Here is a 26818-nt window from a genome sequence, read left to right on the forward strand (position 1 = left end):
ATAAAGGAGAATGAATATGGCAATTCGGTTAGAACCCATAACCGAGGATAATTTTATTGAGGCATTTCATTTGCGGTTGGCTGAGGGTTAGGAGAAATTTGTCTCTCATCCAATCAGAAGTCTGGCGCAGGCTTATGTATATCGAAATCAATGTCAGCCGTTTGGCATCTGCAATGATGAAAAAATGGTTGGCTATGTTATGGTGATTTATGATTATGATATCCCTGAATATGATATCTGGCACATGATGATTGACAGGGCTTGTCAAGGCTGCGGCTACGCACAGAAAGCGCTAAAGAAATGTCTGGAATATATTGATACAAAGCCCTTTGGCGATTCCAATCGGGTTGTGCTGACTTGTAACAAAGAAAATTATGCCGCTTTGCATATTTATGAAAAAGCAGGATTCTCTTTTACAGGTGAACAAGACGAAGAGGAGGTCGAAATGGTGCTATACCGATAACTTCCGGCTTACCGTGGGTTATAGTTAACACGGTTCAAAAGAGGTAGGATACCTCTTTTGAACCAGGCGGCATAGCCGCCCAGCTTGAAAATCGGTAACTACCGATTTTCAAGTGTGTTTACTATGCGCAAGTATAAAAAGGGCAGGGTAGATCGTTGTGGTCTGCCTTGCCCTTTGACCTTCCGTCTTTTGTTTTCAGAGTTGAAGAAATATTCCACTTAAGAATTATAAAAGTGGAAGAATAATTCATTTATCGATATAAAAATATAGACAAGCGATTGCGCTGAAAAAAAGAAGTATAATGCCGAATTACCTAAAAAGCACGGGAAAACTCCCGAAGAAAACCATTTCTTCACGTAAAAAAGTGAAAAATTTATGAATAACTTATTGACAATTACACTAAACTGTACTATAATACCATCATTGATTGGGTTTAGCGCTTGCGTAAACTCAACAAGATAAAGGACATATGTCCTTTTCTCAACCATTCCAGAGAATGGTTGAGAAGCGCGGCTTGAAAACTTAAGAAACTGCTTTCATGCCCTGCCGGATGAGCGGGAACTGTCAGAGCCGCTCACGCGGCGATTGTGGGTTGTGAGTACAGGTTCAAAGCCCCAGGCCGTGAAACAATTACTTAGGAGGTAAAAAAATGACGAAGAAAATCACAGCCATGCTGCTGGCGCTGCTGATGATTGTGGCGGTATTTGCCGCCTGCGGCAACGATAGCGGCAACAGCAGCTCCTCTCAGCAGGAGAGCAGCTCCAGCGAGGCCGGCGGAGACGAGAGCTCCAGCGAAGAAAGCTCTTCCGAGACCGAGAGCTCCGAGGCCGGTACTTCCGGCGACATCCCCACCATCTCCCTGATGGCCACCTGCGGCACCACTCCTTCTGACACCGCCGACATCGAGGCCGCTCTCAGCAAGATCACCAGCGAGAAGATCGGCTGCAACGTGGAGATCATCACCATCGAGATCGGTAACGCCTCTCAGCAGATGAACCTGCTGCTGGCCGGCGGCGATGACACCCTGGACGTGTTCTATGCCGGTATCGGCACCAGCTTTGTAAACGTGGCCAGCCACGGCCAGGCCATGGAGCTGGATTCCCTGATGGAGCCCTATGCGGACGAGATGAAGAAGGCTCTGGGCGAGAAGGTGTATGAGTCCGGCCGCATCGGCGGCAAGCTGTACGGCATCGGCCGTCTGCTGGACCAGGCTTCCACCCCCTGCTTCACCATCCGCGGCGACATTGCCAGCGAGTTCGGCTATAAGAACGGCGACAAGATCGACCTGGAGAAGCTGACCAAGCTGTTCGAGGACGTGCATGCCAAGTATCCCGACACTCCCATCATCGGGCCCAACAACGGCGCTCCCAACATCGGCGACAGCCGCGTGGACGCTCTGGGCGACGGCAACAAGCTGGGTGTTCTGGGCGACTACGGCCAGGCCACCACGGTTACCAACTACTATGAGATGGACGAGTACAAGGAGCTGGTGAGCTACTTCAAGAAGTGGAAGGAAATGGGCGTCTACATGCCCGACCTGCTGAATTCCACCGAGGCTCCCGTGGACTTCATCCCCACCAGCAAGTGCTTCGGTTGCTTTGCCGGCCACTTCAGCGCCGAGATGAACGGCATCTGGTCCACCGCCAACTTCAAGACTGACTGCGCCTCCCTGCAGATCTATCCCGACGCCGTCGCGGTTACCCCGGGCGCCTATGGTTGCATCAACCCCGCCACCAAGAGCCCCGAGCAGGCCGCCGGGCTGCTCTATCTGCTCTCTACTGACGCTGACGTAGAGAACCTGCTGATCAACGGCATTGAGGGCCAGCACTATCAGCTGAAGGATGACGGCACCGCCACCTTCGTGGACGGCCAGGACATCTCCAGCGTGGGCTGGGCTCTGGGTTACAGCTGGGCCAACCAGAACTCCACCCTGTCCATCCCCTTCGAGTATCCCGCCGACTACTTCGACAAGCTGCTGGACGCTAACGCTTCCGCCAAGCAGTCCAAGGCTTTCGGTTGCCAGTTTGACCTGACCGACGTTTCCGACGCGGTTTCCGCCTGCACCAACGTGGTCAATCAGTATGCCAACCCCCTGGCCGCTGGTTCCGTTGAGGACTTCGACGCCACTCTGGCTAAGTTCCAGGAGGACCTGAAGGCCGCCGGCATCGACGAGATCATCGCCGCCCGCCAGGAGCAGCTGGACGACTTCCTTGCCAGCAAGTAAGTTTTTCATCCCCTAATAAGTGATTCGTGCGATAGGCAGATAAAGGCGTTTATCTGCCTATCCGCATAATAAAGCCCGGATACCTCCCCCCTGCGGCCGGGCGAAAGAAAGGAACAGTGAAATACATATGGCAAAGCCTGCTTCCTCTTTGCAAAAACCGCCGAAGAAACAGGGCGCGTTCTCCAAGTATATCCCCCTGTACGCCCTGATGATACCCGGACTGATCTATCTCTTTATCAACAACTATATGCCCATGTTCGGCTTGACCTTTGCCTTCAAGAAGATCAACTATAACGTGGGCGTGTTCAACAGTCCCTGGTGCGGCCTGAACAACTTCACCTTCCTGTTCAAGACCGATGATGCTTTCATCATCTTCCGCAACACCATCTGCTATAATCTGGTGTTTATCCTTCTGGGAAATGTGGTGGCCATTATCATCGCCATCCTGCTGGAGCAGATCCGCACCAAGGCCCTGAAGATCTACCAGACCTGCATCCTGATCCCCTACCTGCTGTCTATCACTGTGGTCAGCTATCTGGCCTTCGCGTTCCTCAGCTCCGACAGCGGCTTCATCAACAACTCCATCCTGGAGCCTCTGGGCATGGAGCCCATTAGCTGGTATTCCACGCCCCGGTACTGGCCGTTTATCCTGGTGTTTATCAATTTGTGGAAGGGCTTCGGTTACTCCTCCATTTTGTATTTCGCCACCCTGATCGGCGTGGACGGCTCCTACTATGAGGCGGCGGTAATTGACGGCGCCTCCACTTGGCAGCAGATCAAGTATGTGACCCTGCCCTGCTTGAAAACCACCATCATCACCTTGGTAATCATGGCCATCGGCCGCATGTTCTACTCTGACTTCGGCCTGTTCTATCAGGTGCCCATGAATAACGGAATGCTGTTCGACGTGACCAATACTATTGACACCTATGTGTATCGCGGCCTGCTGCAGCTTAACGACGTGGGCCGGTCCTCTGCGGCGGGCTTCCTACAGTCCCTTTTGGGCTTCACCCTGGTCATGATCACCAATGTTATCACCCGCAAGGTCGACCCGGACAGCGCGCTATTCTAAGAGGAAGGGATGGATGAATAAATGATTACGTCAAGTAAGGCTGCCAAAATTATACCGAACATTGTTCTGACCATATTGACCTTAATATGCGTCATTCCCCTTTTGCTGCTGCTGATGGCCTCTTTTACGGACGAGCAGACCCTGACCATGAACGGCTACTCCTTCTTCCCGGCCAAATTCAGCGCGGCGTCTTACCAATACATCTTTAAGGCCAGCCAGACAGTGTTCCGGGCCTATGGCGTCACCTTCCTGGTGACTCTGGTGGGCACCGCCTGCAATGTGGTTATGACGGTTTTCCTGGCCTACCCTCTGGCCCGCCCCGGACTGCCCGCCAGAAATGTCATCGCCTTTTTGGTGTTCTTCACCATGCTGTTTAACGGCGGTCTGGTGCCCACCTACATCATGTACTCCCAGATCTTCCACATCCGGGATACGATTTTTGCCCTGCTGATCCCTACCTTCCTGATGAGTCCCTTTAACGTGATCCTGATGCGCAACTACTTTAAGACCAATATTCCGGACGCGATTATTGAGGCGGCCCGCCTGGATGGCGCCAGCGAGCTGAAAACCCTGATTGAGGTTGTGCTGCCCATGTCCACTCCCATCATCGGCACGGTGGGCCTGATGTCCGGCCTGGCCTATTGGAACGACTGGACCAACGGCCTCTACTATCTGGTAAAGCGCACCGACCTCTACAGCATCCAGAACGTGCTGACCAACATGCTGAACAATATCCAGTTCCTCAAGACCTCTGCCCAGCAATTGCAGGGCGTGAACCTGGAGCTGGGTGCTATTCCCAGCGTAGGCGTGCGCATGGCCATCGCCGTGGTGGCGGTGGTGCCGGTGATGATCGTGTACCCCTTCATCCAGAAGTCCTTTGTGAAGGGCATCGTGATCGGCGGCGTAAAGGGATAATCCAGAATATGATTCAGACAGCGGGGCGGGCTTTCGGGCGGCCCCGCCGTCTTATAATCGATACTTTTTGTAGTAATACTGTGTGGCCTTCGTACGCACAGGTCGCGTACTACGGCAAGGTCGTGGGACTCCGTCCCACACCCTGCGAGCTTTTGAAAGAGCTCGAGCAAAACTTTTACGGTTGTTAGGTTAGCGCGATAAAAAAACGTGAATTGTCTGCGACGAACGAAGTGAGGAAGCAGGGTAAAAGTTTTTGATCAAACTTTTTTCAAAAAGTTTGTGGGGTTTGGGGCAACGCCCCAAGGTCTTAAGGATTTTTTCGAGAGGAGAATGGTTATGTCCCAATGGAAGGAACACATGGCGGAAAACGACGTCTACGCGGCCGCGCTGGCCGGAAAGCCCCACGAGACCTGCCCGGCGGACCCCTATGTGCTGGTGTTCCAGAACCCGGAGATCCCCGGCGTGCGGCACCTGTTTTTCGACGGCCACAGCAAGGGCACCGGCACCTGGATGCACCTGATCGAGGGGGAGGACCGGGCCCTGCTCATCGACACGGCCTTCGGCGTGGGGGACCTGAAGGCCCTGGTGGAGACCCTCACGGACAAGCCCTGCGACGTGGCCCTCACCCATTTTCACGGGGACCACAGCGCCGGGGCCGGGCAGTTCGGTAAAGTCTACTGCCACAAGTACGACGCCCCTTATCTCCGGGATTCCATCCGAAGCGGACACAGGCTGCTGCCCGCCGGGGATTTCTACCGCCCGGAGGACGTGCAGCCCCTGGACGAGAGCCTGGAGATCGGGGAGATGGAGGAGGGCTTCCGGCTCGTCCTGGGCCCGGGCCACGAGGTGGAGGCCATCCATATGCCCGGCCACGCCGCGGGGGGAACCATGTTCCTGGACCACAGCACCGGGGCCCTGTTCAGCGGGGACGCCATCCTCTCCACCCCCACCCTGATTCTGGACCGCTTCCCGGCCCCCCACTACCCGGAGTACATGACTGTCACCGCCTTCCGGAACGCCATCCGGGATTTCCTGCCCCGGCTGGACCAGGTGAAGGCGCTCTATCCGGGCCACGGGCGGCTGGGCATGGGCCCGGAGCTGGTGACGGACATGCTGGCCTGCTGCGAGGCCATGATCGCCGCGCCGGAGGAGTTCGAGGAGTACGACTATGTGGATGACCCCGCCCAGAGGCGGATCAAATGCGTGGGGCAGGCCATGGTGGTCTATTCCCCGTCCCGCATTTGAAATATAGAGAAGGAGCAAACTATGAGAACCAGATTTCTGCCCAAAATGACCCACGACGAGGTCTGCCAGTACGTGGAGCGTAACGACATCATCTTTGTGCCCTTTGGCACGGTGGAGGTCCACGGCACCTTTCCTCTGGACGTGGAGCAAACAGTTCCGGAGGCCCTCAGCCTTTTGATGGCCGAGAAGGTGGACGGCCTGGTACTGGGCCAGCTGCCCTACTTCTTCTGCGGGGCCAGCCCCATGAGCCCGGGCACCATCCAGATGTCCGTCTCCAAGGGCTTGCCCTATCTGAAAGCCATTGCCCACTCCCTGCTGAACCAGGGCTTCCGCCGCCAGATCTATGTGTCCTGCCACGGCCCGGCTTTCCTGACCGGCGGTGTGCTGGTGACGGATTTCTTTGATGAAACCAAGTGCCCGATCAGTTATATTGACACGATCAACGTGATTGATTTTGTTCGGGGAAAGGGAGTGAATATGAGCCTGGACGATTTTGACGGTCTATGTTATGGCGCTTACGAAATCCTGGACCGTAAAAACGAGCTGGTGGTGGACCCTGACCTGCCCACGCCGGAGAAGCGCCAGCCCCGGGCCGTGATCGACAACACGGACGTGTTCCAACGCTTTGCCCATGGTTCCGGCTCGGTAGGCTTTTATTTTGAGGAACCTCAGGACCATGTGGGAATGACCGGAGCCTGCAAGACCCTGGAGGAGCGGGACGAGCGTTGCGCCAAGGGGGCCGCCAAGCTGCGGGAGATCGTGGATAACATGGAAATCGAGCTGTATGTACAGAAGCTCCGGGAGCTGGACCAGGAGCAGCAGGAGAAGATCATCCCCCGGTATGCCGGAATTCTCCCCAAAAACAAATACTATCCCAATAAATAAGGCATTTTTGAAAGGAGTGCTATCAATGGCAAGAGTACAGTGCAATTTATTTTCCTATTCCCTGGGGCATGGGGTGGACATCGAGGTCACCCTGCCCTCCTTCACCCCCTGCAACATGGACCAGGAGCACACCCACAAGCTGCCCGCCAAGTTCCCGGTGCTGTATCTGCTCCACGGTCACGGCAACGACTATGCCGTCTGGCACCGGTTCACCAGCGTGGACCGGTACGCCGAGGAGGAGCGCATCGCGGTGGTGACCTTCTCTGTAGGCAATGTGCCCTATGACAATGCTCCCGGCGGCAACAATTTCTACGATTTCCTGGAAAAGGAGCTGCCGGAGTTTGTGGAGAACTATTTCCCAATCTCTAACAAGCCCGAAGAGCGGTACATCGCGGGGCTCTCCATGGGCGGCTACGGCTCCCTGCTCCACGGCCTGGAGAACCCGGAGCGCTACAGCGCCATCGGGGCCTTCTCCCCGGCGGTGTTCAACAAGCAGCAGATCGAGGACCGGGCCCAGTCCCGTGGGCTGGTGCTGCGGGACCTGTACGAGGTCACGGAAAAGGCCGTGGCCGGGGGCAAGGTGCCGGACCTGTTCCTGTGCATTGGGGACAAGGACTTCCTCTACGAGCCGGTGACTGAGTACCACAATTTCCTGGAAAAGACCTGGAAGGGCGCGCGGCTGCGCTATGACGACATGCCCGGCTACAAGCATGAGTTCGCCATCTGGGACATCGAGATTCTGAACTTCCTGCAGTGGATCAAGCGGGAGGATGCGTACAAGGCTATGGGCCCCAATCAGGTTTGATGGGAATTTGCTTTTTTGAAGTGTTAGGAGGCCTTCGGCACACCGCGCCAAGCGAGGCAAAATGAGCAAGCTGGGTGTGAATGCTCGCCGCTGGCTGGTTCCAGAACTAGGAAACTTTTTTCTCAGTTGCAAAAGAGATTCATCTCGCACGGCGAGATGAACTCTCCGTTTCCTCTTGGCGCTTTGCGCCAATTCACCTTCAAAAAATGCGCTTCTCAGGTGTTAAGGTCAAGGGCAAGACCGTGGGACGTTGCTAAGGCACACCCTACCAGGGGCCTAGACGCCTGAGACTTGGCTACGCCAAGTCTTGGACCGCGCAATGTGTTGTGGCTGAGCTAAACCATATAAATCGTTCACGACGAACGTAGTGAGGAGTGGGTAAAAGTTTCGTCCATCTTTTCAAAGGTGGCGGAGGTGTGGAGGCAGAGCCTCCACGACCTTGGGGAGGCCTTGACGAACCGAGAGCAATCCATTATAATAGGAGGGAACGAGAGTTGAGAAAAGAATTTCAGCGGGTGACGCCGGAATCGGTGGGGATCCCCAGCGGGGCCATTGAGCGGCTGCTGGACAAGTTGGAGAGCGGCTTCACCGAGCCCCACGGTCTGATGATTATGCGCCATGGAAAGATCTGCACCGAGGGCTGGTGGGCCCCTTACGCGCCGGGGCTGCGCCACGGGCTGCAGTCCCTGTCCAAGACCTACTCCGCCACGGCGGTGGGCATCGCCTGCACCGAGGGCCTTGTGAAGCTGGAGGACCGGCTCATCGATATCTTCCCGGAGGAATCTCCGACGGAGCCCAGCGAGAACCTGAAGCAGCTCACCGTCCGGGACGTGCTGTGCATGGGCTGCGGTATGGACACCATGCCCGCCCCCAGCAGGGAGTGGATCCGGGATTTCCTGGCCACGCCCGTGGTCCACGAGCCCGGCACCACCTATATGTACAACAGCGTGGGATCCACCATGCTCTGCGCCATCGTGCGCAGGGTGGCTGGCATGTCCGTCCACGAGTACCTGACCCCCCGGCTCTACGAGAAGATCGGCATCGACCCGGAGAATGTGGGCTACATGCACATGCCCGACGGCACCGAGGTGGGGGGCGGCGGCTTCTACACCACCACCGAGGACAACCTCCGGCTGATGAAGCTCTACGCGGACGGTGGCGTCTGGGAGGGCCAGCGGATTCTCTCCGCAGACTACGTGGCAAAGGCCACCAGCGTCCAGAACGAATCCGCCACGGAGGCCAAGGGCAACCCCGAGGCCAAGGACAATTTCGTGGGCTACGGCTTCCAGATCTGGATGTGCAGGCCCAAGGGCGTGTACCGGGCGGACGGGGCCATGGGCCAGTTCTCCATCGTGGTGCCGGACAGGGACATGATCATCTCCATCAACGAGACGGCCACCGGAGCCCACTGGGCCCAGAAGAGCCTGGATGTGATCTGGGAGTTCCTGGACGAGATCGCCGGGGACGAAGCCATGCCGGAGGACGCCGAAGCCAGCGGAAAGCTGTGCGCCCGGATGGGATCTCTGGCGTTGGCGGCGCCCCGGTTCGCCCCCCATAGCCCTCTGGAAAAGGAGATCTCCGGGCGGCTCTATCAGGTGGAGAAGGGCAGGCTCAGCTGGCATAAGAAGTCCTGGATGAACGGCTGGGAGGGCCCCGGCGGCTTTGCGCGCTTCTCCCTGGAGTTCCTGCCGGGGTACTGTCTGCTGCGCTACGTTCAGGACGGCCGGGAGAAGGCGGTGGAGATCGCCACGGACGGCACGCGGCGGATGAACCGTGCCCCGGAACCGGGCTCACCCATCAGCAGGCTGTGCCTCCACGGCTGGTGGAGCAAGGAGGATACCTTTACAGTCGCCGCCAGATGGGTGGAGACCTGCTTTGAGGACCTCTTCCACTTTGCTTTCAGCGGGGACCGGGCAGAGGTGACCCGGGAGGTGTCCGTGGGCGGCTTCGGCCCCCAGGACCAGGACGGCCCCGTGGTGGCGAAGCGGGTTTGATGAAAGAATAGCGCGAAGCGAAAGGAGACATTTTCCGCTCTCGCCGGGGCCTTTTGGTTTGCCGAAGCGCGGGCGGGAGATGTCTGCTTTTTTTGAGGGGGACTTCGTCCGCACGCCCAGCTATCCAGGGTAAAAGTTTCGCCAGCCTTTTCAAAGGCTGCAGGGGTTTGGGGACAGCGTCCCCAAGGTCTTGCACTTGACCTGAAACACCTGAGAAGCGTATTTTTGAAGTGTGAATAATAGTTAACGCTCGCTGCGCTTGGTTAACTATCCGAGTTTTGCGAAGCAAAACTCTTAAGAGGAAACTTTTTACAAGGGAAAAAGTTTCCTGGAAACCGGAACCCGCCAGCGCTATGTAGCTTTCGTTCGCTTTGCAGATGCAAAGCGAAACAAGAAACCCCCGACGAGGGTTTCTTGCGGAAAACAGTCCAGTGGACTGTTTTCCTATTTTCCTGCGTTGTTTTCTCAGGAGTTTAAGGGCAAGACCGTGGGGCTCCGCGCCCCACACCCCCGCCAGCTTAAGACCAGCTGGACCGGTCAATGTTGTTCTGTAAATCGTTCACGACGAGCAAAGCGAGGAGTGGGTAAAAGTTTGTGGGGTGTGGGGTGAAATCCCACGACCTTAAGAGAGGAGGATGCCCATGCGCAGGCTGACCGTAGGAATTCTGGCTCATGTGGACGCGGGAAAGACCACCCTGTCCGAGGCCCTTCTGTACCGGGGCGGCGCTCTGCGCAGCCTGGGCCGGGTGGACCACGCCGACGCCTTCCTGGATACCGAGGACCTGGAGCGGGAGCGGGGCATCACCATCTTCTCCAAGCAGGCGGTGCTCTCCCTGGAGGACCTGGAGCTCACCCTGCTGGACACCCCCGGCCACGTGGACTTCTCCGCCGAGGCCGAACGCACCCTTCAGGTGCTGGACTGCGCCATTTTGGTGGTCTCCGGCCCGGACGGCCCCCAGGGCCACACCCTCACCCTCTGGCGGCTGCTGGAAAAGCATCGGGTCCCCGTGTTCCTGTTCCTCAACAAGATGGACCAGCCTGTGGACAAGGACGCCCTCCTGGAAAAGCTCCGGGCCGTCCTTTCCCGGGAAATTCTGGATTTCTCGGAGCACGGCCGGGACAGCTTTTGGGAGCAGGCGGCTCTGGGGGATGAGGCGGCCCTCAATGAGTACCTGGAAGGGGGCGGGCTCTCCGACGGCACCCTGGCCCGGCTGGTGGGGGAGAGGAAGCTCTTTCCCTGCCTCTTCGGCAGCGCTCTGAGGGCTCAGGGGGCCGGTGAACTCCTGGAGGCCATCCGCTGCTTTGCCCCGTCTCCCTCCTGGGGGGAGGCATTTGCCGCACGTGTATTCAAAATTTCCCGGGACAGTCAGGGCGTCCGCCTCACCCATATGAAGATCACCGGGGGCTGCCTGCGGGTTAAGGACGTGGTGGACCTGCCCGGCGGCGGGGAAAAGGTGGACCAGATCCGCGTCTACTCCGGGGCCAGGTTCACCCCGGTCAGCGAGGCCCCGGCGGGTACGGTCTGCGCCGTGACGGGCCTGCTCTCCACCTTCCCCGGCCAGGGCATCGGGGCCCAGGGGCCCGCCGCCACCCATCCGGAGCTGGAGCCCGCCCTGGTCTACCGGCTGATCCTGCCCGAGGTGGTCCAGACCAACGCCGTGCTGCCCAAGCTCCGCCAGCTGGCCGAGGAGGACCCCCAGCTCCACCTGGAGTGGAAGGAGGCCATCGGGGAGATCCACCTGCGGCTGATGGGCAAGGTCCAGGCGGAGATCCTTAAGCGGGTAATCCTGGACCGGTTCGGGCTGGAGGTGGGGTTCGGCCCGGGGAATGTGGTGTACAAGGAGACCATCGCCGCCCCGGTGGAGGGGGTGGGGCATTTCGAACCCCTGCGCCACTACGCTGAGGTGCACCTGCTTTTGGAGCCCCTTCCCAGAGGCAGCGGCCTGGAGTTCGCCTCCGCCTGCCCGGAGGACGACCTGGCGCGCAGCTGGCAGCGGCTGATCCTCACCCATTTGGAGGAAAAGACCCACCGGGGGGTGCTGACGGGATCGGCCATCACGGACATGCGGATCATTCTGCTGGCCGGCCGGGCCCACGAGAAGCACACCGAGGGCGGCGACTTCCGCCAGGCCACCTACCGGGCTGTGCGCCAGGGGCTTCGGAAGGCCCGGTCCATCCTCTTGGAGCCCTGGTATAGCCTGCGTCTGGAATTGCCATCGCCCAACCTGGGGCGGGTCTTGACGGACATCCAGCGCATGGGCGGGGAAGCGGATACGCCTCAGACAGTGGGGGAGGAGACGGTGCTCAACGCGGCGGTGCCCGTGGCGGCCTTCGGGGACTATGCCGGGGAGCTGGCCGCCTACACCAAGGGACGGGGCCGGGTGGCCTGCACCCTGGAGGGTTACCGCCCCTGTGGGGACCAGGAGGAGGTCGTGACCCGGCTGGGCTATGACCCGGACCAGGACGTGGAGGACCCCACGGGCTCGGTGTTCTGCGCCCACGGGGCGGGCTTTCTGGTGCCCTGGGACCAGGTGGAGGCCTACATGCATCTGCCCGCCTACCCCATCCCCACAGAAGAGGAGGACCCCGTCCCTTTCGCCGGGGCCGGCCGCTCAGGGTCCGCTCCGCCGAATCCGTCAAAGGGGACGCTGGAGCAGGACGCGGAGCTGCTGGCCATCTTTGAGAGGACCTACGGCGCGGTGACCTACCGGGACTTCCAGCCCAAGGCCCCCAAAAAACCGGCGGAGTCTCTGGGAGGGAGAGTTGCGGTCCCTCCGCCGGACTCGGGTCCGGAATACCTTCTGGTGGACGGCTATAACATGATCTTCGCCTGGGAGGACCTGAACGCCATCGCCCGGGAGGATCTGGAGGCCGCGCGTCTGGCCCTGATGGACATCCTCAGCAATTACCAGGGCTACCGGCAGAACCGGGTAATCCTGGTGTTCGACGCCTACAAGGTGCCCAAGGGGACGGGATCCGTGTTCCGCTATCACAACATCTATGTGGTGTACACCAAAGAGGCGGAAACCGCAGACGCCTATATTGAAAAGACCAGCTATCAGCTCACCCGGGAAAAGCGGCGGGTGCGGGTGGCCACGGCGGACTTTGCGGAGCAGTTGATCATTCTGGGCCATGGGTCCCTGCGGATCTCCTCCCGGGAGCTGAGGGCAGAGGTGGAGCAGGCGGAGGGGGAGATTGCCGCCATATTGCGGGAGCGGCGCATGGCCCTGCGGGGGGCAACTCTGGGAGACGTCCTGCGGAAGGCGGAAAAGAGGAAAAAGCGCAGGGGGGACTGAAAATTTTTTAGCCGCTTAAGGCAAATTTTCGTAGGCATACTAACCGTATGGCAAAGACATTTCACGCGGGGCAGCTTCGAAAAGGCCGCTCAGGCGTGAATTAATCAGTGCTTCCTTCATTGCGTTCACAAAGGTGTTTTGAACCAGGCGGCTGATCCGCCTAACTTTAGAACCAACTTTGCCGGTTCTAAAGTTAATTTACTATAATTGCAGGCTGTGCATACAGGCTCTGGATGGAAAGGAGTCATTCCCATAATGAATCTGGCGAATCAAAAGAAAGATATGTTTTTGGACGGACTATTTCTCTCGGCCGGCGCGGTGGTCTACGCGGCGGCGGTGACATCCCTCACCGCGCCGAACAACATCGCCCCCGGCGGAGTCACCGGTCTTTGCACCATGCTGAATTATCTTTTCGGCACCCCCATTGGCTTGATGAGTTTCTTGATCAATATTCCCATTATCATCTGGGCCGTGGTGGAGATCGGCTATAAACTGGTAATCCGTACAATGGCTGCCATTGCCCTTTCCTCTCTTCTCATCGATGTGTTTTCGGGCTTTATGCCTGTCTACCGGGGGGATCCCATCCTGGTAGCTGTCTTTTCCGGCGTATGCGAAGGCCTAGGACTGTCTCTCACCTTTATCCGGGGCGCAACCACCGGCGGTACGGATATGGTGGCCCGGCTGCTGGAGCGGCGGATGCCCCATTTGTCCATGGGCAAGCTCATGTTGGCCCTGGACGGCGTAATTGTGGCGGCCTCGGCAGTGGTGTTTGGCAGCATTGAAAACGCTATGTATGCCTGTATTGCCATTTTTGTAAGCACCAGTATCATCGACGCCATTCTGTATGGCACAGACGCGGGTACTGGCAAGCTGTTTTATGTGATGTCTCCCAAGGTGCGGGAGATGGGAGAACGAGTAATTCGGGAGATGGACCGCACGGTGACGTACTTGGACAGCCATGGGGGCTACAGCAAAGAGCCTGGGGAAACCATGCTCTGCGTGGTCCGGCGCTTCGAGGTATACCAGGTGCAGTCCATTATCCGGGAAGAGGATAAGAACGCCTTTGTCATTGTGGGAGACGCGGGACAGATCACCGGAGAGGGCTTCCGGCCCATGCGTTCCGATGACAAGCCCCTCAGAGAGCTGATCCGAGAGCTGCGGAACGGGGAAACCCAGAAATAGACGCCGTCTGGCGGGAGCCCCAAAAACGGAAAAAAGAAAGCCCGGCAGGCTTTTGCCCGCCAGGCCGGAGCAGGTTAGTACTGCTCGTTCTGCTCCTGCTGGTTATTGTTGGAGCGCTGATTCTGGCTCTGGTTCTTGGACTTCTGGTTCTGATTCTGATTCTGATTCTGGTTCTGCTGGTTCTGGCTGTTCTGGCGGCTCTGGTTCTGAGAGCGGCTGTTCTGATTGTTCTGGTTAGACATAACGACATCTTCCTTTCTTATAATAAAAGGTGAAGCCGCCGGCGCGGGACAAGTCCCTGAAAGGCGGCTTGGCGTGCGCCGGAGCCTTCCGAAGAATATTGTAAACAGCCTGCGCCGGATTATGCGGACAAAGTGGTTTTTCTCCGCAGAAGCTGCTTGAGCTCATCTGGATTTGGGTTTGCGGCTGAAAGTCGGTCTGTGTTTTTTAGAGCCGGTCCCGAAATAAGACATGCGCAGAGTTGTGCTAGAGTTGATCTTCGATGAACTCTTCAGATTTTCTGCTGGAGGTGCACAAGAGTTGCAGAGCAACTCGATTGAGCGCAGCGAATCAGACCATTTATGGTCTTGCGATTCGGCAAGTGCAAGCTATGTGCTATAGCGAAAAATATGCAAACTGTGTGCGGATTATTTTGGGATAGGCTCTTAGTAAGGCGTTTCTGAAAAAACGGCCTCAAACTGGCTTAAATGGAAAAAACAGGAAGAAAGGAGCGATATCGGGTTCAAAGATTTTTTATCTTTGATTGGGGGAATCCGATATCCTTGGCGGTTGATATGAATCTGCCGGAGGTTTTTCTAACGCGGATGCAGGCCCTGCTGGGGGCGGAATATCAGGCATTTTGGGAGGGATACAGGGAGCCAGCCTTCCGGGGCGTCCGGCTTAATCCTTTGAAATGCGGCGAGGATGTTCTGCGGGCCAGCCTGCCTTTTCCTCTTTTGCCCTCCGGTTTTGCGCCGGGGGCCTTTTACGGGGACTATCAAGAGGGGGTTGGCCGCTTGCCTGCCCATCATGCCGGAATGTTCTATTCCCAGGAGCCCTCGGCCTCTTCGGCGGTGACGGCTTTGGATCCCAGGCCTGGGGAGCGGGTGCTGGACCTGTGCGCCGCCCCGGGAGGAAAGTCTACCCAGATCGCCGGGCTGCTGATGGGCAAGGGCCTGCTATGGAGCAACGAAACTGTCCGGAGCCGCACAGGGGCGCTACTCTCGAACCTGGAGCGGCTGGGGGTGCTAAATGCCGTAGTTTCCTGCTGCCATCCGCAGCGGCTCTGTCAAGGACTGCGGGGGTATTTCCACAGGGTCCTGGTAGACGCGCCCTGCTCCGGAGAGGGGATGTTCCGGCGGAATCCCCAGGCTGCGGCAGAATGGTCCCAGCAGGGGGTGGAGGCCTGCGCGGTGCGGCAGCTGGCAATTCTGGATTCAGCGGCGCTGGCGGTGGCAGGGGATGGGGTGCTGGTCTACTCCACCTGCACTTTTTCTCCGGAAGAGAACGAAGGGGTGGTGAAGAAATTCCTTCTGGCCCACCCGGAGTTTGTGCCAGAGCCTATTGAGGCTGGTTTCGGCCGGCCGGATTTGCGGGGCGGTCTGGCCCGGCGGATCTACCCCATGGACGGAGGCGAGGGACATTTTGTGGCGCGGTTCCGGCGGGTAGATGAGAATCTCTGCCGGATAGGGAGCTTTTCTGGGTATCTGGGAGAAAAGCAGGCCTTGGCCGGGCGGGAGCTCTGGGAGGAGCTGTTTCAGGTTCCCTATCCTGGGCGGCTGGCCCAGGTAAAGGATACCCTGCTCCTTGTGCCGGAGGAGCTGCCCGTGCTTTCCGGGCTGGGAGTTCTGCGGGCCGGGGTAGAGCTGGCCTGCCTGAGGAAGGGACGGCTGGAGCCTGCCCACGGGGTATTTATGAGTCGGGCGGGGGCGGACTGCCGCGGCGCCCTGAATTTTTCCCCGGAGAGCCCGGAGCTGGCGGCGTTCCTCCGGGGGGAGGAGATCGACTGCTCCCGCAAGGGCTACACGGCGGTGTGTGTCAACGGGGTGACGGTGGGTTTCGGCAAGGCCAGCGGCGGACGGTTGAAAAACCGGTATCCCAAAGGCCTGCGGAACCGTTCCTAATAGTAAACGCACTTGAAAATCGGTAAATACGATTTTCAAGCTGGGCGGCTATGCCGCCTGGTTCAAAAGAGGTTATTCAGCCTCTTTTGAACTGTGTTAACTATAGAAGGCTGTACCAATAGAACGTAGCACGCCGGTTTTCCCATTCGGACCGGTTCATACCACAAATTATAGGTATACTTTTTGGGTGTTTTTATGGGGGGAACGGCGTGCGGGGTGACTTAGCGACAGGCACACAGCCTGACGGAAACTTTTGGCTGGGATACTGCGCACGCAGTTGGCCAGTTCCAGGACCAGGCCCCTTTTTCTCTTGCAAAAAGGGGCCTCTTAAGAGTTTTGCTTCGCAAAACTCGGATAGTTAACCGAGCACAGCGAGTGTTAACTATTATTCACACACCAGAAATGCGCTTCTCAGGAGTTAAGGTCAAGGTCGTGAGGCTCCGGGTCTCGCCTACCGGCTCGGTCGGCTCGCGGATTGTGTGCCACTGGCACACAGCGACCCCCTGGACCCGGCAATGTGCTCGGCTTTTGCACACTCAGCTAACCAGGTTAAAAGTTTTGTAGACTTCGCGTAGCGAATGTCTTACTTTTCTCAAAAGTGGCGTGGAGCAGAGCTCCACGACCTTGCCGCAGTGCGAAGCACGGAGGCTACACAAGTATTACGCTCAAAGGCTATACTTCTTAAGAGTTGTAGTAATAGAGGCTGAACAAGCGCGCTGGCTACCCCATGTCTCCATTCGCGGCGTCCCGGCAGATCCTCTCCACCGCGTCCTCCAAGCTGAGCTCCGCCGTGAAAAGCGTCTCTCGGAGCATGGAGAGCAGGTCCTTTTCCTGCCACCACCGGCGCATCTCCGCCTCGCCAAACTCGTCCCGGTTTGGCTTTGTGCTATGGCGGCGGAGGGTCTCCTCAAAGGGCAGGTCATAGTAATAGGCATAGATCCAGGGCCCGTATTCCTCCACGCAGGCCTCAAAGAGGGGGGCGTAGTCCCGGCCGGGCAGAATCCCCTCCAGGATGGTAAATTCCGAGTGCCGCCGCCCGTAGCGCATCAGCTCCACCATCAGGGGCAGGGACTTCTCCACCCCCTCTCGGCTCCACACGTGGAGGATTTGCATCCGCACCATGTCGTGGGAGATGAGCATGGTGTTGGACCCCAGCTTTTCCTGGAGGGCCCTGGCGGCGGTGGTTTTCCCGCTGCCGGAATTCCCCCGGAGCACAATCAGCTTCGCCATAGCGCCTCCTATGCCAGCGCGGCCAGCAGCTCCGCCCGGGTAAGGGGGTGGATCAGGCTCTCGCCGATGTCCCGGATCAGGATAAACCGCAGGGTGCCGCCGTCGCTTTTCTTGTCCAGGGCCGTGGCCTCCACGATCTCCTTATAGGAGAAGTGGTCCGCCGTGGGCAGGCCGTACCGCTCCAGCACCGCCGCGATCCGCGCTCCTGTGCCGGGGGCGGTGATTCCCAGTTTTTCCCCGGCCCGGCAGGCCAGCACCATGCCGATGCCCACCGCCTCGCCGTGGGAGAGGCCCTGGAAATTGTGGAGCTTTTCCAGGGCGTGGCCGCAGGTGTGGCCGAAATTCAGGATCATCCGCCGGCCGGTGTCCAGGGTGTCCGCCTCCACGAAGTCCCGCTTGATGGCCACGGACCGGCCCACCACCTGCTCCAGGCCGTCCAGGGCCGCGCCCCGCTCCAGGGCCTCAAAGAGCGCCCGGTCCGCAATGCAGCCGTGCTTGATCACCTCCCCCAGGCCGTCGTTGAAATAGTGCCTGGGCAGGGTGGAGAGGGCGTCCGGGTCCGAGACCACCGCGATGGGCTGATGGAAGGCCCCTACCAGATTCTTGCCGAAGGGCAGGTCCACGCCGGTCTTGCCCCCCACGCTGGCGTCCGCCTGGGCCACCAGACTGGTGGGGACCTGGAGGAAATCCATCCCCCGCAGGAAGGTTGCCGCCGCGAAGCCCCCCATGTCCCCAGTGACGCCGCCGCCCAGGGTGACCACAAGATCGCTGCGGGTGAAGCCGTTCTCCCCCAAGGCCTTGTACATCTCCTGGACCGTGGAGAGCTGCTTGTGCTCCTCCCCCGCCGGGAAAACGAACTGGCTGACCGCAAAGCCCGCCCCTTCCAGAGAGTTTTTCACTCTCTGGCCGTAGAGGGGCATGACGTTGGTCTCGCTGATGAGCATGGCCCTGGTGCCGGGCTTTTTCAGGGCCCCGGTGATCCGCCCCACCCGGTCCATGGCCCCCCGCTCCACCGTGACGGTGTAGGGCCGCTGGGTTTTCACTTGAATTTCCATATGGTTCCTCCGTGTTTTCTATATTATTGGACGGCCTCCGGCGGCTTAGGGAACTTTTTGAAAAAAGTTCCCTAAGAACCTTCAAAGACTTTTCCCTGGTTGATTGAGTGTTGTATGCGGCTGGCTTGCTCCGAAACTAGGGGGGCTTTTTATTCAGTTGCAAAAGAGTTTCATCTCGTTACACGAGATGAACTCTCCGCATCCCTCCGGTAAGAGTTTTGCAAAGCAAAACTCGGATAGTTAATCGAGCTGAGCGAGATTAACTATTATTCACACCTGCAAAAATTGCGCTTCTCAGGTGTTTAAGTTCAAGGGCAAGACCGTGGGACGTTGTCCCACACCCTACCAGGGGCCTGTCTCACCTGCCGGTTCGGTCGGGTCAAAACAATCGCCGCTGGCGGTTTTCCCCGCCCCTGGACCGCGCAATATGTTAGGGTTGAGCTAAAACATATAAATTGTTCACGACGAACAAAGTGAGGAGTAGGTAAAATGTTTCGTAGACTTCGTTTTACGAAGTCTTACCTTTCTCAAAGGTTGCAGGGGTTTGGGGGCGCTGGTCCCCAGTGGGGACCGTCAAGCGCCGACCGAGCCGGGGAAGATTGCCGGTGGCAATCGTTCTGACCCGACCGAGTCGGCAGACGAGACCAGGCGAGACCAGCGTCCCCAAGGTCTGGCCCTACCCCACCTGGCGCTTGATTTCACCGGCCTTTTGGAGCAGCCTTCGCAGCCGGTCCTCGTCCCCCTGGGCCACCGCGTCCCGGATGGCCCGCAGGTTCCGCTCCAGCTCGTCCAGCTCCTCCACCAGGGCCTCCCGGTTGTCCAGGAAAAGCCTGGTCCACAGAGCCGCGTTGATATCGGCCACCCGGGACACGTCCCGGTAGCTGCCCGCCGAGAAGCCCTGGTGCTCCCGGCAGCGGGGGCTCATCACGTACCCGCAGGCCAGGGCGTGGGGCGCCTGGGAGGTGAAGGCGATGAGCTGGTCGTGGCGCTGGGGCGCGGTGTGGACCACCCGGCCAAAGCCCATGGCCCGAGCAAGACCCTCCACCCGCTCCACCGCCCAGTCCGGCGCGCCGGTGTCCGCGATAATATAGGACGCCCCCACGAAAATGCTGGGGTCGCTGGCGGAAAATCCGCTGTGCTCCTTCCCGGCCATGGGATGCCCCGCCACAAAGGCATAGTTGCCCCCAAGGCCCTCCATCCCCGCGCAGACGGCCCCCTTCACGCCGCAGGTATCCGTCAGCACGCAGCCCTCCTTCAGCATCGGGCCGGATTCCTTGGCAAATTCCAGCGCCCCCTCCGGGTACACACAGAGATACACCAGATCCGCGGTTTTCAGGTCGTCCCTGCTGGCCTTGCCGTCAATGGCCCCGCAGGAGCAGGCGTCCAGCAGGGCGTCCTGATCCCGGTCTATGCCCAGCACCTGATGGCCGGTGTTCTGTTTCAAGGACTTGGCAATAGAGCCCCCGATGAGCCCCAGGCCCACAATCACAATCTTCATAGGGCGCGCACCGTGTCCCACAGCCTGCCCACCTTGGAGGCCAGGGCGTCGAACTGGTCCGGCGTGATGGACTGGGCCCCGTCGCAGAGGGCGTGGCTGGGGTCATTGTGGACCTCGATGATCAGGCCATCGGCCCCGATGGCGGCGGCGGACAGGGCCAGGGGCTCGATGAGCCAGTTGATGCCGCTGGCGTGGCTGGGGTCCACGATCACCGGCAGATGGGAGAGGCGCTTGAGCACCGGCACGGCGGAGATGTCCAGGGTGTTGCGGGTCATGGTCTCGTAGGTGCGGATGCCCCGCTCGCACAGGATCACCTGCTCGTTGCCCTCAGCCATGATGTATTCCGCGCTCATCAGCAGCTCCTCCATGGTGTTGGCCAGCCCCCGCTTCAGGAGGATGGGTTTGCGTAGCTTGCCCAGCTGCTTCAGAAGCTCGAAATTCTGCATGTTCCGGGCCCCAACCTGAATGATGTCCACGTCGTCGAACAAGGGCAGGTGGTCGATGCTCATGATCTCGGTGACGATGGGCAGGCCGGTCTTTTTCTTGGCCTTGGAGAGCAACTCCAGGCCCTCGGCTTTCATGCCCTGGAAGGCGTAGGGGGAGGTCCTGGGTTTGAAGGCCCCGCCCCGGAGGAACTGGGCCCCCGAGGCCTTTACCCGCTCCGCGATGCCGCAGATCTGCTCCTCGCTCTCCACAGAGCAGGGCCCGGCGATAAAGGCCAGGGCCCCCCCGCCGATCTGCTGCCCGCCGGGCAGGGTAATCACCGTGTCCTCAGGGTGGAACTTCCGGTTGGCTTTCTTGTAGGGCTCCTGGACCCGGCGCACGGAATCCACCACGTCCTGGGCGGCGATATATTCGTCGTCGATGGCGGTGGTGTCGCCGATCAGGCCCAGCACCGTGCTGTGGGCGCCCACCCAGGTGTTCACCTGCACATCATAGGAAGAGGTCAGCTTCTTCATAAAGCCGTCTACCTTTTCCTGGCTCTGGTTGGGTTTGAGTACAATAATCATGAAAATCATCCTTTCAAAATAGCAGTAAGCCTTTTGCGAAAATATTTTTTTGAGTAATAAAAGTCCTCCGGGCGCAAAGAAACGGTCTCGCCTCCCGGCTCGGTCGGTTCGCGGCTTGTCTGCAATACTTGGCAAAGCCAAGTTTTCCGCCCCTGGACCGCGCAATTTTGTCTGGCATCATCCATTCCAACACAAAATTTTGGCAGCAAAAAAGCGGAGCGCCACGGCTCCGCTTCCGGCACGGGCCCCAGCCCGCGCAAAACCTTATCTTCCCGCCCTCCGGACATTCTACCGGAGTCTATGAAGAAACGCAGCCGTCTATTCTTTTCCACGCCAAAAAAGCCCGCATAAATCGCAGGCTAAAGTAATAATAAAATCGCTTTGCGTGGGAAACTCTCATATTCGACTGCCTCAATCCCATAGATTATTTTTATTTTACCTTGATTTAGGGCCATTGTCAAGTTTTTTTTCTGAAAAGGGAAAATCCAGCGCGGCCAACCGTCTGGCCACTGTTCCCGGAGGAGCCCCGGCGTCTATCGTGACATCCGCTGCGGCGTGATACAGGGGACTGCGTTTGGCGTGGAGCTGGGCAATCACCTTCCGGCGGTCTGGCACCTGCAAGAGAGGGCGGCGCTTATCATTTTTCAGCCGCTCTTGCAGGGCGGCCAGAGGCGTGTCCAAAAACACGATCATCCCCCCCGCCCGGTGGAACGCGCTCACGTTTTTCTCTGCCAAAACCGTGCCGCCCCCGCTGGCAATAATCAGCCCGGGCCTCACCGCCACTTCTTCCACTGCCTGGGCCTCCCGCTGGCGGAAGCCCTCCTCGCCGAAGCGGGCGAAAATTTCCGAGACGGTTAAGCCCTCCCGCTCTTCGATATACTGATCCAGGTCGCAGAATTCCCGGCCCATCAGCTTCGCCGCCCTGCGGCCCACGCTGGTCTTTCCGCAGCCCATAAATCCGCAGAGAATGACGTTGCCCCTCATGGCCGGCCCCCGAAAATCCTGCCAAGCTCCGTCTGGGCGTCGTCGATCAGCTGGAGAAGGTCCTCGTTCCGGAACTCCGTGTCATACCAGATCTTGTGAGAGTATGCCGCCTGACACACCAGCATCCCCATACCGCCGATTGCCTGGATTCCCTGGTTCCGGGCATGCTGGAGCAGCTTCGTCTCTGCCGGATTGAACACCGCGTCGAACACCGCGCCGCATCGGGCCACCACTTCTCCGCTCACCGGGCTGGCATCTGGGTGGGGATACATACCCACGCTGGTGGTGTTCACCAGCAGATCATACCGCCCGCTTTTGTCCTCCTCCAGCTCCTGGTAGCTTTTCACCGTGACGAGGAAATTCCGGTCCCCCCGGTTCCGGGCAAAATCCGCCAGTTTGCCGGCGAGCTCCATGGCCTTCTCATAGGAGCCCTCCCGGTGGACGATGGTGATGTTGAAATCCGGCTGCTGAATAGCCGCCTGAAAGGCCACGGCCCTGGCCGCGCCGCCGTTGCCCAGCACCAGCATCTTCCGGCGGAAATCTAGGCCGTGGATGGCCAGGGAAACCGCCGCGCCGGCGCCGTCGGTGGTGAATCCATAGAGCTTGCCTTCCTCCACCTTCACCGTGTTCACCGAACCGCATAGCCTTGCGCTCTCGCACAGATCCTCAAGGAAGGGTATTATGGCGCTTTTGTGGGGAATGGTGATGTTAAAGCAGTCCAGCTTCCGCAGCTCCGGCAAAGCGGCCTCCAGGTCTGGCACGTCCAGCACCTGGTATTCCATAGGAATACCAGAAAGGGAAAAGAGCCTTTTCTGGATGAAGGGCGACATGGTGTGCCCAATGGGGTGCCCGATCACCGCCGCTTTCTGTATTTTCAAGGGTTCCATCTCCTTTTTTTGCCCGGTTCACAAAATTTTTTCCATTACATGGTTGACAAAGAGGCGCGCAGTCAATACAATGAGAGGGACGGATATGGCTCCGGGGCTTCCCGCCCGGCGCGGTTCCTCTTTCGCGCCATCATTATACCACAGGGGGACCGGGTTTGTCCATATCTTCCAAGGGCCAAGTCCCCTGGCCAAAAAGAAAATCAGATTATTTTTAGGAGGCAGCAAAGATGGTACTGGAAAAAATCAAGGCCATACTCAGCGAGCAGTTTAGCGTGGACGAAAGCGAAATCTCCCCGGATACCCTTCTGGAGGACGACCTGGGGGCCGATTCTCTGGACGTGGTAGACCTGCTGATGACCATTGAGGACGACTTTGAGGTAGAGATCCCCGACGAAGAGGTGGAAAATATCAAAACCGTGGGAGCCCTGGTGGAGTACATCGAGAGCCACGCCAAGGATTGAGCCCAGTGCCGGCGGTTTGGCCAGAGGCAGAGTTTCTGCCCTGGCTTTTTGTTTTGCCCGATTATCCCGATTATTTTTTGAACATGACAGCCCGCCGCCATGTTTAATGTGGTATACTTAAAATAAACTATACTTTACTAAAAGCCAAGTGTGTGCGAGCGGGAATACCGCAGAAATATTTGGCGAAGATGGGGTATCCCTGAAAAAAACAAACCTCTATTACAAAGTGATCCCGAGGGTTCGGGAAAACGAAAAGAAAATTTAGGTCATAGAGGCAAAAAACAAGGGAGGTCACTATGTTTATTGATATCGCAAAAATTCTGGTCAAGGCTGGGGACGGCGGGGACGGCGCGGTCTCCTTCCACCGGGAGAAATACGTGGCGGCGGGCGGCCCCGACGGCGGCGACGGCGGCCGGGGAGGCAATGTGGTGTTTCAGGGGGACAGCAACCTTTCCACCCTGGCAGACTTCCGCTATAAGCGCAAATACATCGCCCAGCGGGGGGAGAACGGCCGGGGAGGGCGGTGCTCTGGAAAGTCCGCCCCGGATCTGGTGGTGCGGGTGCCCATGGGAACTTTGGTCAAGGAGGCGGAGACGGGCCGGATTCTGGCGGATATCTGGGACGGCGAGCCCCAGGTGATTGCAAAGGGCGGCAAGGGAGGCTGGGGCAACACCCATTTCGCCACCCCCACCCGGCAGGTGCCCCGGTTCGCAAAGCCCGGCCTGCCCGGGCAGGAGATCCAGGTGCAGCTGGAGCTGAAGCTCCTGGCGGACGTGGGCCTGGTGGGCTATCCCAACGTGGGCAAATCCACCCTGATCTCCGTGGTAAGCGAGGCCAAGCCCAACATCGCCAACTACCATTTCACCACCCTTACCCCGGTGCTGGGAGTGGTGCGCCAGGGCGAGGGTCGTTCCTTCGTCATGGCGGACATCCCCGGGCTTATCGAGGGCGCCTGGGAGGGCAAGGGCCTGGGGCACCAGTTTCTGCGCCATGTGGAGCGGTGCCGGATGCTGGTGCACATTGTGGACGTGTCCGGCAGTGAGGGGAGGGATCCTAAAGAGGATTTTAAAACCATCAATCGCGAGCTGGAAAAGTTCAACCCGGAGCTGGCGGAGCGCCCCATGCTGGTGGCGGGGAACAAGTGCGACTTGGCGGAGCCGGAGCAGGTGGAGGCCTTCCGGGCCTTTGTGGAGGGGCAGGGCTACCGCTTCTTCCCCATCATCGCCCCCATCAACGAGCAGGTGGACGCCCTTCTAGACGCCGTCACGGCCGAGCTCGCAAAGCTCCCGCCCATTCTGCGGTATGAGCCGGAGCCGCCGGTGCTGGCCCCTGTGGAGGAGCTGGAGCGGGGCGCGGTGCAGGTGGTTAATCAGGACGGAGTCTATGTGGTGGAAGCCCCCTGGCTGGAGCGAATTATGCTCACCATAGATTTTAACGATTCCGAATCCCTCCAGTATTTTCAGCGGGTGCTGATTCAGACAGGGGTGATCGACGCTCTGCGAGAGGCCGGCTGCGACGAGGGAGACACCGTGGACATCTATGGGCTGGAATTTGACTTTGTGGAATAGGAGGATGGGGCTTGGAAACGGTTTTGGGACGTTCCTGCAAGGACCCGGGACAGCTAAGCGCCCTGGACCTGGCCTTTGTGGGAGATGGGGTCTTTGACCTGCTCTGCCGGGAAATCCTGGTGGAAGAGGGCAGCTGCCCGGTGAAGAAGCTCCATCGGCGGAAAACAGAGTGGGTGTGCTGCAGAGCCCAGGCCCAGGCACTGCGGACTCTTTGGCCCGGCCTTTCAGAGGCGGAACAGGCGGTGGCTCTGCGGGGGCGGAACGCCCATGTGGGTCATGTGCCTAAAAATGCCAGCACGGCGGATTATCACGGGGCCACAGCCCTGGAGGCGCTGTTCGGATGGTTGTATCTGAGGGGGGAAATCCAGCGGGTGCGGGAGCTGTTCGGGCTCATTATGCTTTCCGCGTAATTGCTGAACTACTTTTTTCGAATCACATAATTATTTTTCAGGAGGGTTTATTCTTAAATGATACTCATCAAAAATGGCAGGGTAAAAACCATGGCGGGCCCGGACATTCCCCGGGGGCAGATACTCATCGACGGCGGGAAGATCCTGGCCGTAGGGACGGAGGTGGAGGCCCCGTCGGACGCCCAGGTCATCGACGCGGAGGGCTGTCTGGTGGCCCCCGGCTTTGTGGAGGCCCACTGCCACATCGGCCTGGACGAGGAGGCCATCGGCTTCGAGGGGGCGGACTACAACGAGATGACCGACCCGGTCACCCCCCAGATGCGGGGCATCGACGGCCTGAATCCCATGGACGAGGCCTTTTTCGAGGCCTATAGTCACGGCGTGACCACCGCCGTCACCGGGCCGGGCAGCGCCAACGTGGTTGGCGGCACCTTCCTGGCGGTGAAGCTCTGCGGCCGGCGGGTGGACGATATGGTGGTAAAGGATCCCGTGGCTATGAAGATCGCCTGGGGCGAGAATCCCAAGCGCTGCTATGGCGGTTCCTCGAAGAAAATGCCCATGACCCGCATGGGCACCGCCGCCCTGCTGCGGGACCTGCTGGCTAAGGCCCGGGACTACGAGGAGAAGCTCTCCGCCTGGGAGAAGGACCCCGAAAACAAGAAAAAGCCCGACTACGACTGTAAGCTCCAGGCCATGGTGCCGGTGATGCGCCGGGAGATCCCCCTGAAATCCCACGCCCACCGGGCGGACGACATCTTCACTGCCCTGCGGGTGGCCAAGGAGTTCGGTGTGGACATCACCCTGGACCACTGCACCGAGGGGCATCTCATCCCGGAGGAGCTGGCCGCCGAGGGCCGTCCCTGTCTGGTGGGGCCCACCTTTGGATCTAAGTCCAAGTTCGAGCTGAAGAACAAGACCTGGGACACCCCCAGGGTGCTGGCGGAGCACGGCCTGAAGCTGGCCATCATCACCGACGCCCCGGTGATCCCCCTGGGCTACCTGCCCCTGTGCGCGGGGCTTGCCATGCAGGCGGGTCTGCCCGAGGAGGAGGCCTGGAGGGCCGTCACCATCAGCCCGGCGGAGATCACGGGCATCGCCCACAGGGTAGGAAGCCTGGAACCTGGCAAGGACGCGGATCTGGCCATCTACCGTGGGGACCCCCTCCGGGACGTCCAGTGCCAGACCGTCTGCACCATGATCGACGGCAGGATCGTGTATCGGGCATAAGACCGTGGGGCGGCCTCCGGCGGCTTAGGGGCGTTGCCCCTAAGAACCCCACCACCTTTTGAAAAAGGTGGACGAAAACTTTACCCACTCCTCACTCCGTTCGTCGTGAACGTTTTGGAGTTTTCGCATAGCCACAACATATTACGCGGTCCAGGGGCGGGGAAAATCGCCAGCGGCGATTGTTCTGACCCGACCGAACCGGCAGGTGAGACAGGCCCCTGGCAGGGTGTGGGACAGAGTCCCACGGTCTTGCCCTTGACCTTAACACCTGAGAAGCGCATTTT

At 59.0% G+C, this 26818-nt stretch carries 22 protein-coding genes; 15 read left to right on the plus strand and 7 right to left on the minus strand.

Annotation, left to right across the window (positions count from 1 at the left end):
• The first annotated feature begins 121 nt into the window (after nucleotides 1-121).
• The 10 genes from D7X94_RS18920 to D7X94_RS01435 all read left to right on the plus strand — a co-directional run bounded on the left by D7X94_RS18920 (nucleotide 122) and on the right by D7X94_RS01435 (nucleotide 14081).
• Complete coding sequence (locus D7X94_RS18920) at nucleotides 122-463, plus strand: GNAT family N-acetyltransferase (RefSeq protein WP_279221735.1); 342 nt, start codon at nucleotides 122-124, stop codon at nucleotides 461-463.
• Nucleotides 464-1112: 649 nt separating this feature from the next.
• Nucleotides 1113-2687 (plus strand): ABC transporter substrate-binding protein, encoded by a 1575-nt coding sequence (locus tag D7X94_RS01395; protein WP_120425891.1) that lies wholly within the window; start codon nucleotides 1113-1115, stop codon nucleotides 2685-2687.
• 127 nt (nucleotides 2688-2814) lie between these two features.
• Entirely contained in the window at nucleotides 2815-3759 is a 945-nt protein-coding gene (locus tag D7X94_RS01400; RefSeq protein ID WP_120425892.1) for an ABC transporter permease, read from the plus strand.
• 21 nt (nucleotides 3760-3780) lie between these two features.
• The gene (locus tag D7X94_RS01405; protein ID WP_120425893.1) at nucleotides 3781-4674 is read left to right on the plus strand and encodes a carbohydrate ABC transporter permease; all 894 of its coding nucleotides are present in this window, start codon (nucleotides 3781-3783) and stop codon (nucleotides 4672-4674) included.
• Nucleotides 4675-5010: 336 nt separating this feature from the next.
• Nucleotides 5011-5919 carry an MBL fold metallo-hydrolase gene (locus D7X94_RS01410; RefSeq protein WP_158590844.1) on the plus strand — a complete coding sequence of 303 codons (909 nt, stop codon included), beginning with the start codon at nucleotides 5011-5013 and terminating at the stop codon, nucleotides 5917-5919.
• A 21-nt stretch (nucleotides 5920-5940) separates the two neighbouring features.
• Nucleotides 5941-6804 (plus strand): creatininase family protein, encoded by an 864-nt coding sequence (locus tag D7X94_RS01415; RefSeq protein ID WP_120425895.1) that lies wholly within the window; start codon nucleotides 5941-5943, stop codon nucleotides 6802-6804.
• Between the two features lie 25 nt (nucleotides 6805-6829).
• Entirely contained in the window at nucleotides 6830-7609 is a 780-nt protein-coding gene (locus D7X94_RS01420; RefSeq protein WP_199714976.1) for an alpha/beta hydrolase, read from the plus strand.
• A 494-nt stretch (nucleotides 7610-8103) separates the two neighbouring features.
• Complete coding sequence (locus D7X94_RS01425; RefSeq protein WP_120425897.1) at nucleotides 8104-9603, plus strand: serine hydrolase domain-containing protein; 1500 nt, start codon at nucleotides 8104-8106, stop codon at nucleotides 9601-9603.
• Nucleotides 9604-10244: 641 nt separating this feature from the next.
• On the plus strand, nucleotides 10245-12899 hold the full coding sequence (locus D7X94_RS01430) for a translation factor GTPase family protein (RefSeq protein WP_120425898.1): 2655 nt from the start codon (nucleotides 10245-10247) through the stop codon (nucleotides 12897-12899).
• A 255-nt stretch (nucleotides 12900-13154) separates the two neighbouring features.
• Entirely contained in the window at nucleotides 13155-14081 is a 927-nt protein-coding gene (locus D7X94_RS01435) for a YitT family protein (RefSeq protein WP_120425899.1), read from the plus strand.
• A gap of 74 nt (nucleotides 14082-14155) precedes the next feature.
• Here D7X94_RS01435 and D7X94_RS18705 read toward each other — a convergent pair whose 3' ends face one another.
• Nucleotides 14156-14323: a hypothetical protein gene (locus D7X94_RS18705; RefSeq protein WP_199714978.1), complete on the minus strand. Its 168-nt coding sequence runs from the start codon at nucleotides 14321-14323 to the stop codon at nucleotides 14156-14158.
• 540 nt (nucleotides 14324-14863) lie between these two features.
• Here D7X94_RS18705 and D7X94_RS01440 point away from each other — a divergent pair.
• Nucleotides 14864-16204 (plus strand): RsmB/NOP family class I SAM-dependent RNA methyltransferase, encoded by a 1341-nt coding sequence (locus tag D7X94_RS01440; protein WP_243111079.1) that lies wholly within the window; start codon nucleotides 14864-14866, stop codon nucleotides 16202-16204.
• Nucleotides 16205-16924: 720 nt separating this feature from the next.
• Here D7X94_RS01440 and D7X94_RS01445 read toward each other — a convergent pair.
• The 6 genes from D7X94_RS01445 to D7X94_RS01470 form a co-directional block, all read right to left on the minus strand.
• Complete coding sequence (locus D7X94_RS01445) at nucleotides 16925-17434, minus strand: AAA family ATPase (protein WP_120425900.1); 510 nt, start codon at nucleotides 17432-17434, stop codon at nucleotides 16925-16927.
• An 8-nt stretch (nucleotides 17435-17442) separates the two neighbouring features.
• Complete coding sequence (gene aroB / locus D7X94_RS01450; RefSeq protein ID WP_120425901.1) at nucleotides 17443-18489, minus strand: 3-dehydroquinate synthase; 1047 nt, start codon at nucleotides 18487-18489, stop codon at nucleotides 17443-17445.
• A gap of 676 nt (nucleotides 18490-19165) precedes the next feature.
• Complete coding sequence (locus D7X94_RS01455) at nucleotides 19166-19987, minus strand: prephenate dehydrogenase (RefSeq protein WP_120425902.1); 822 nt, start codon at nucleotides 19985-19987, stop codon at nucleotides 19166-19168.
• Nucleotides 19984-20997 (minus strand): 3-deoxy-7-phosphoheptulonate synthase, encoded by a 1014-nt coding sequence (gene aroF / locus D7X94_RS01460; RefSeq protein WP_120425903.1) that lies wholly within the window; start codon nucleotides 20995-20997, stop codon nucleotides 19984-19986. The genes D7X94_RS01455 and aroF overlap by 4 nt, the downstream gene beginning before the upstream one ends.
• Nucleotides 20998-21432: 435 nt before the next feature.
• Complete coding sequence (locus tag D7X94_RS01465) at nucleotides 21433-21981, minus strand: shikimate kinase (protein ID WP_120425904.1); 549 nt, start codon at nucleotides 21979-21981, stop codon at nucleotides 21433-21435.
• Complete coding sequence (locus D7X94_RS01470) at nucleotides 21978-22859, minus strand: shikimate dehydrogenase family protein (RefSeq protein WP_158590845.1); 882 nt, start codon at nucleotides 22857-22859, stop codon at nucleotides 21978-21980. The genes D7X94_RS01465 and D7X94_RS01470 overlap by 4 nt, the downstream gene beginning before the upstream one ends.
• 236 nt (nucleotides 22860-23095) lie before the next feature.
• Here D7X94_RS01470 and acpP point away from each other — a divergent pair, with 236 nt between their 5' ends.
• From acpP to D7X94_RS01490, 4 genes are all read left to right on the plus strand, one after another.
• The gene (acpP, locus tag D7X94_RS01475) at nucleotides 23096-23329 is read left to right on the plus strand and encodes an acyl carrier protein (protein WP_120425906.1); all 234 of its coding nucleotides are present in this window, start codon (nucleotides 23096-23098) and stop codon (nucleotides 23327-23329) included.
• A 296-nt stretch (nucleotides 23330-23625) separates the two neighbouring features.
• Nucleotides 23626-24897 carry a GTPase ObgE gene (gene obgE / locus D7X94_RS01480; RefSeq protein WP_120425907.1) on the plus strand — a complete coding sequence of 424 codons (1272 nt, stop codon included), beginning with the start codon at nucleotides 23626-23628 and terminating at the stop codon, nucleotides 24895-24897.
• A gap of 11 nt (nucleotides 24898-24908) precedes the next feature.
• Entirely contained in the window at nucleotides 24909-25307 is a 399-nt protein-coding gene (locus tag D7X94_RS01485; protein WP_120425908.1) for a Mini-ribonuclease 3, read from the plus strand.
• 57 nt (nucleotides 25308-25364) lie between these two features.
• On the plus strand, nucleotides 25365-26534 hold the full coding sequence (locus D7X94_RS01490; protein ID WP_120425909.1) for an amidohydrolase: 1170 nt from the start codon (nucleotides 25365-25367) through the stop codon (nucleotides 26532-26534).
• The last annotated feature ends 284 nt before the right edge of the window (nucleotides 26535-26818 follow it).

It is taken from the genome of Acutalibacter sp. 1XD8-33 (assembly GCF_003612555.1).
In the GTDB taxonomy this organism is placed as follows: domain Bacteria; phylum Bacillota; class Clostridia; order Oscillospirales; family Acutalibacteraceae; genus Acutalibacter.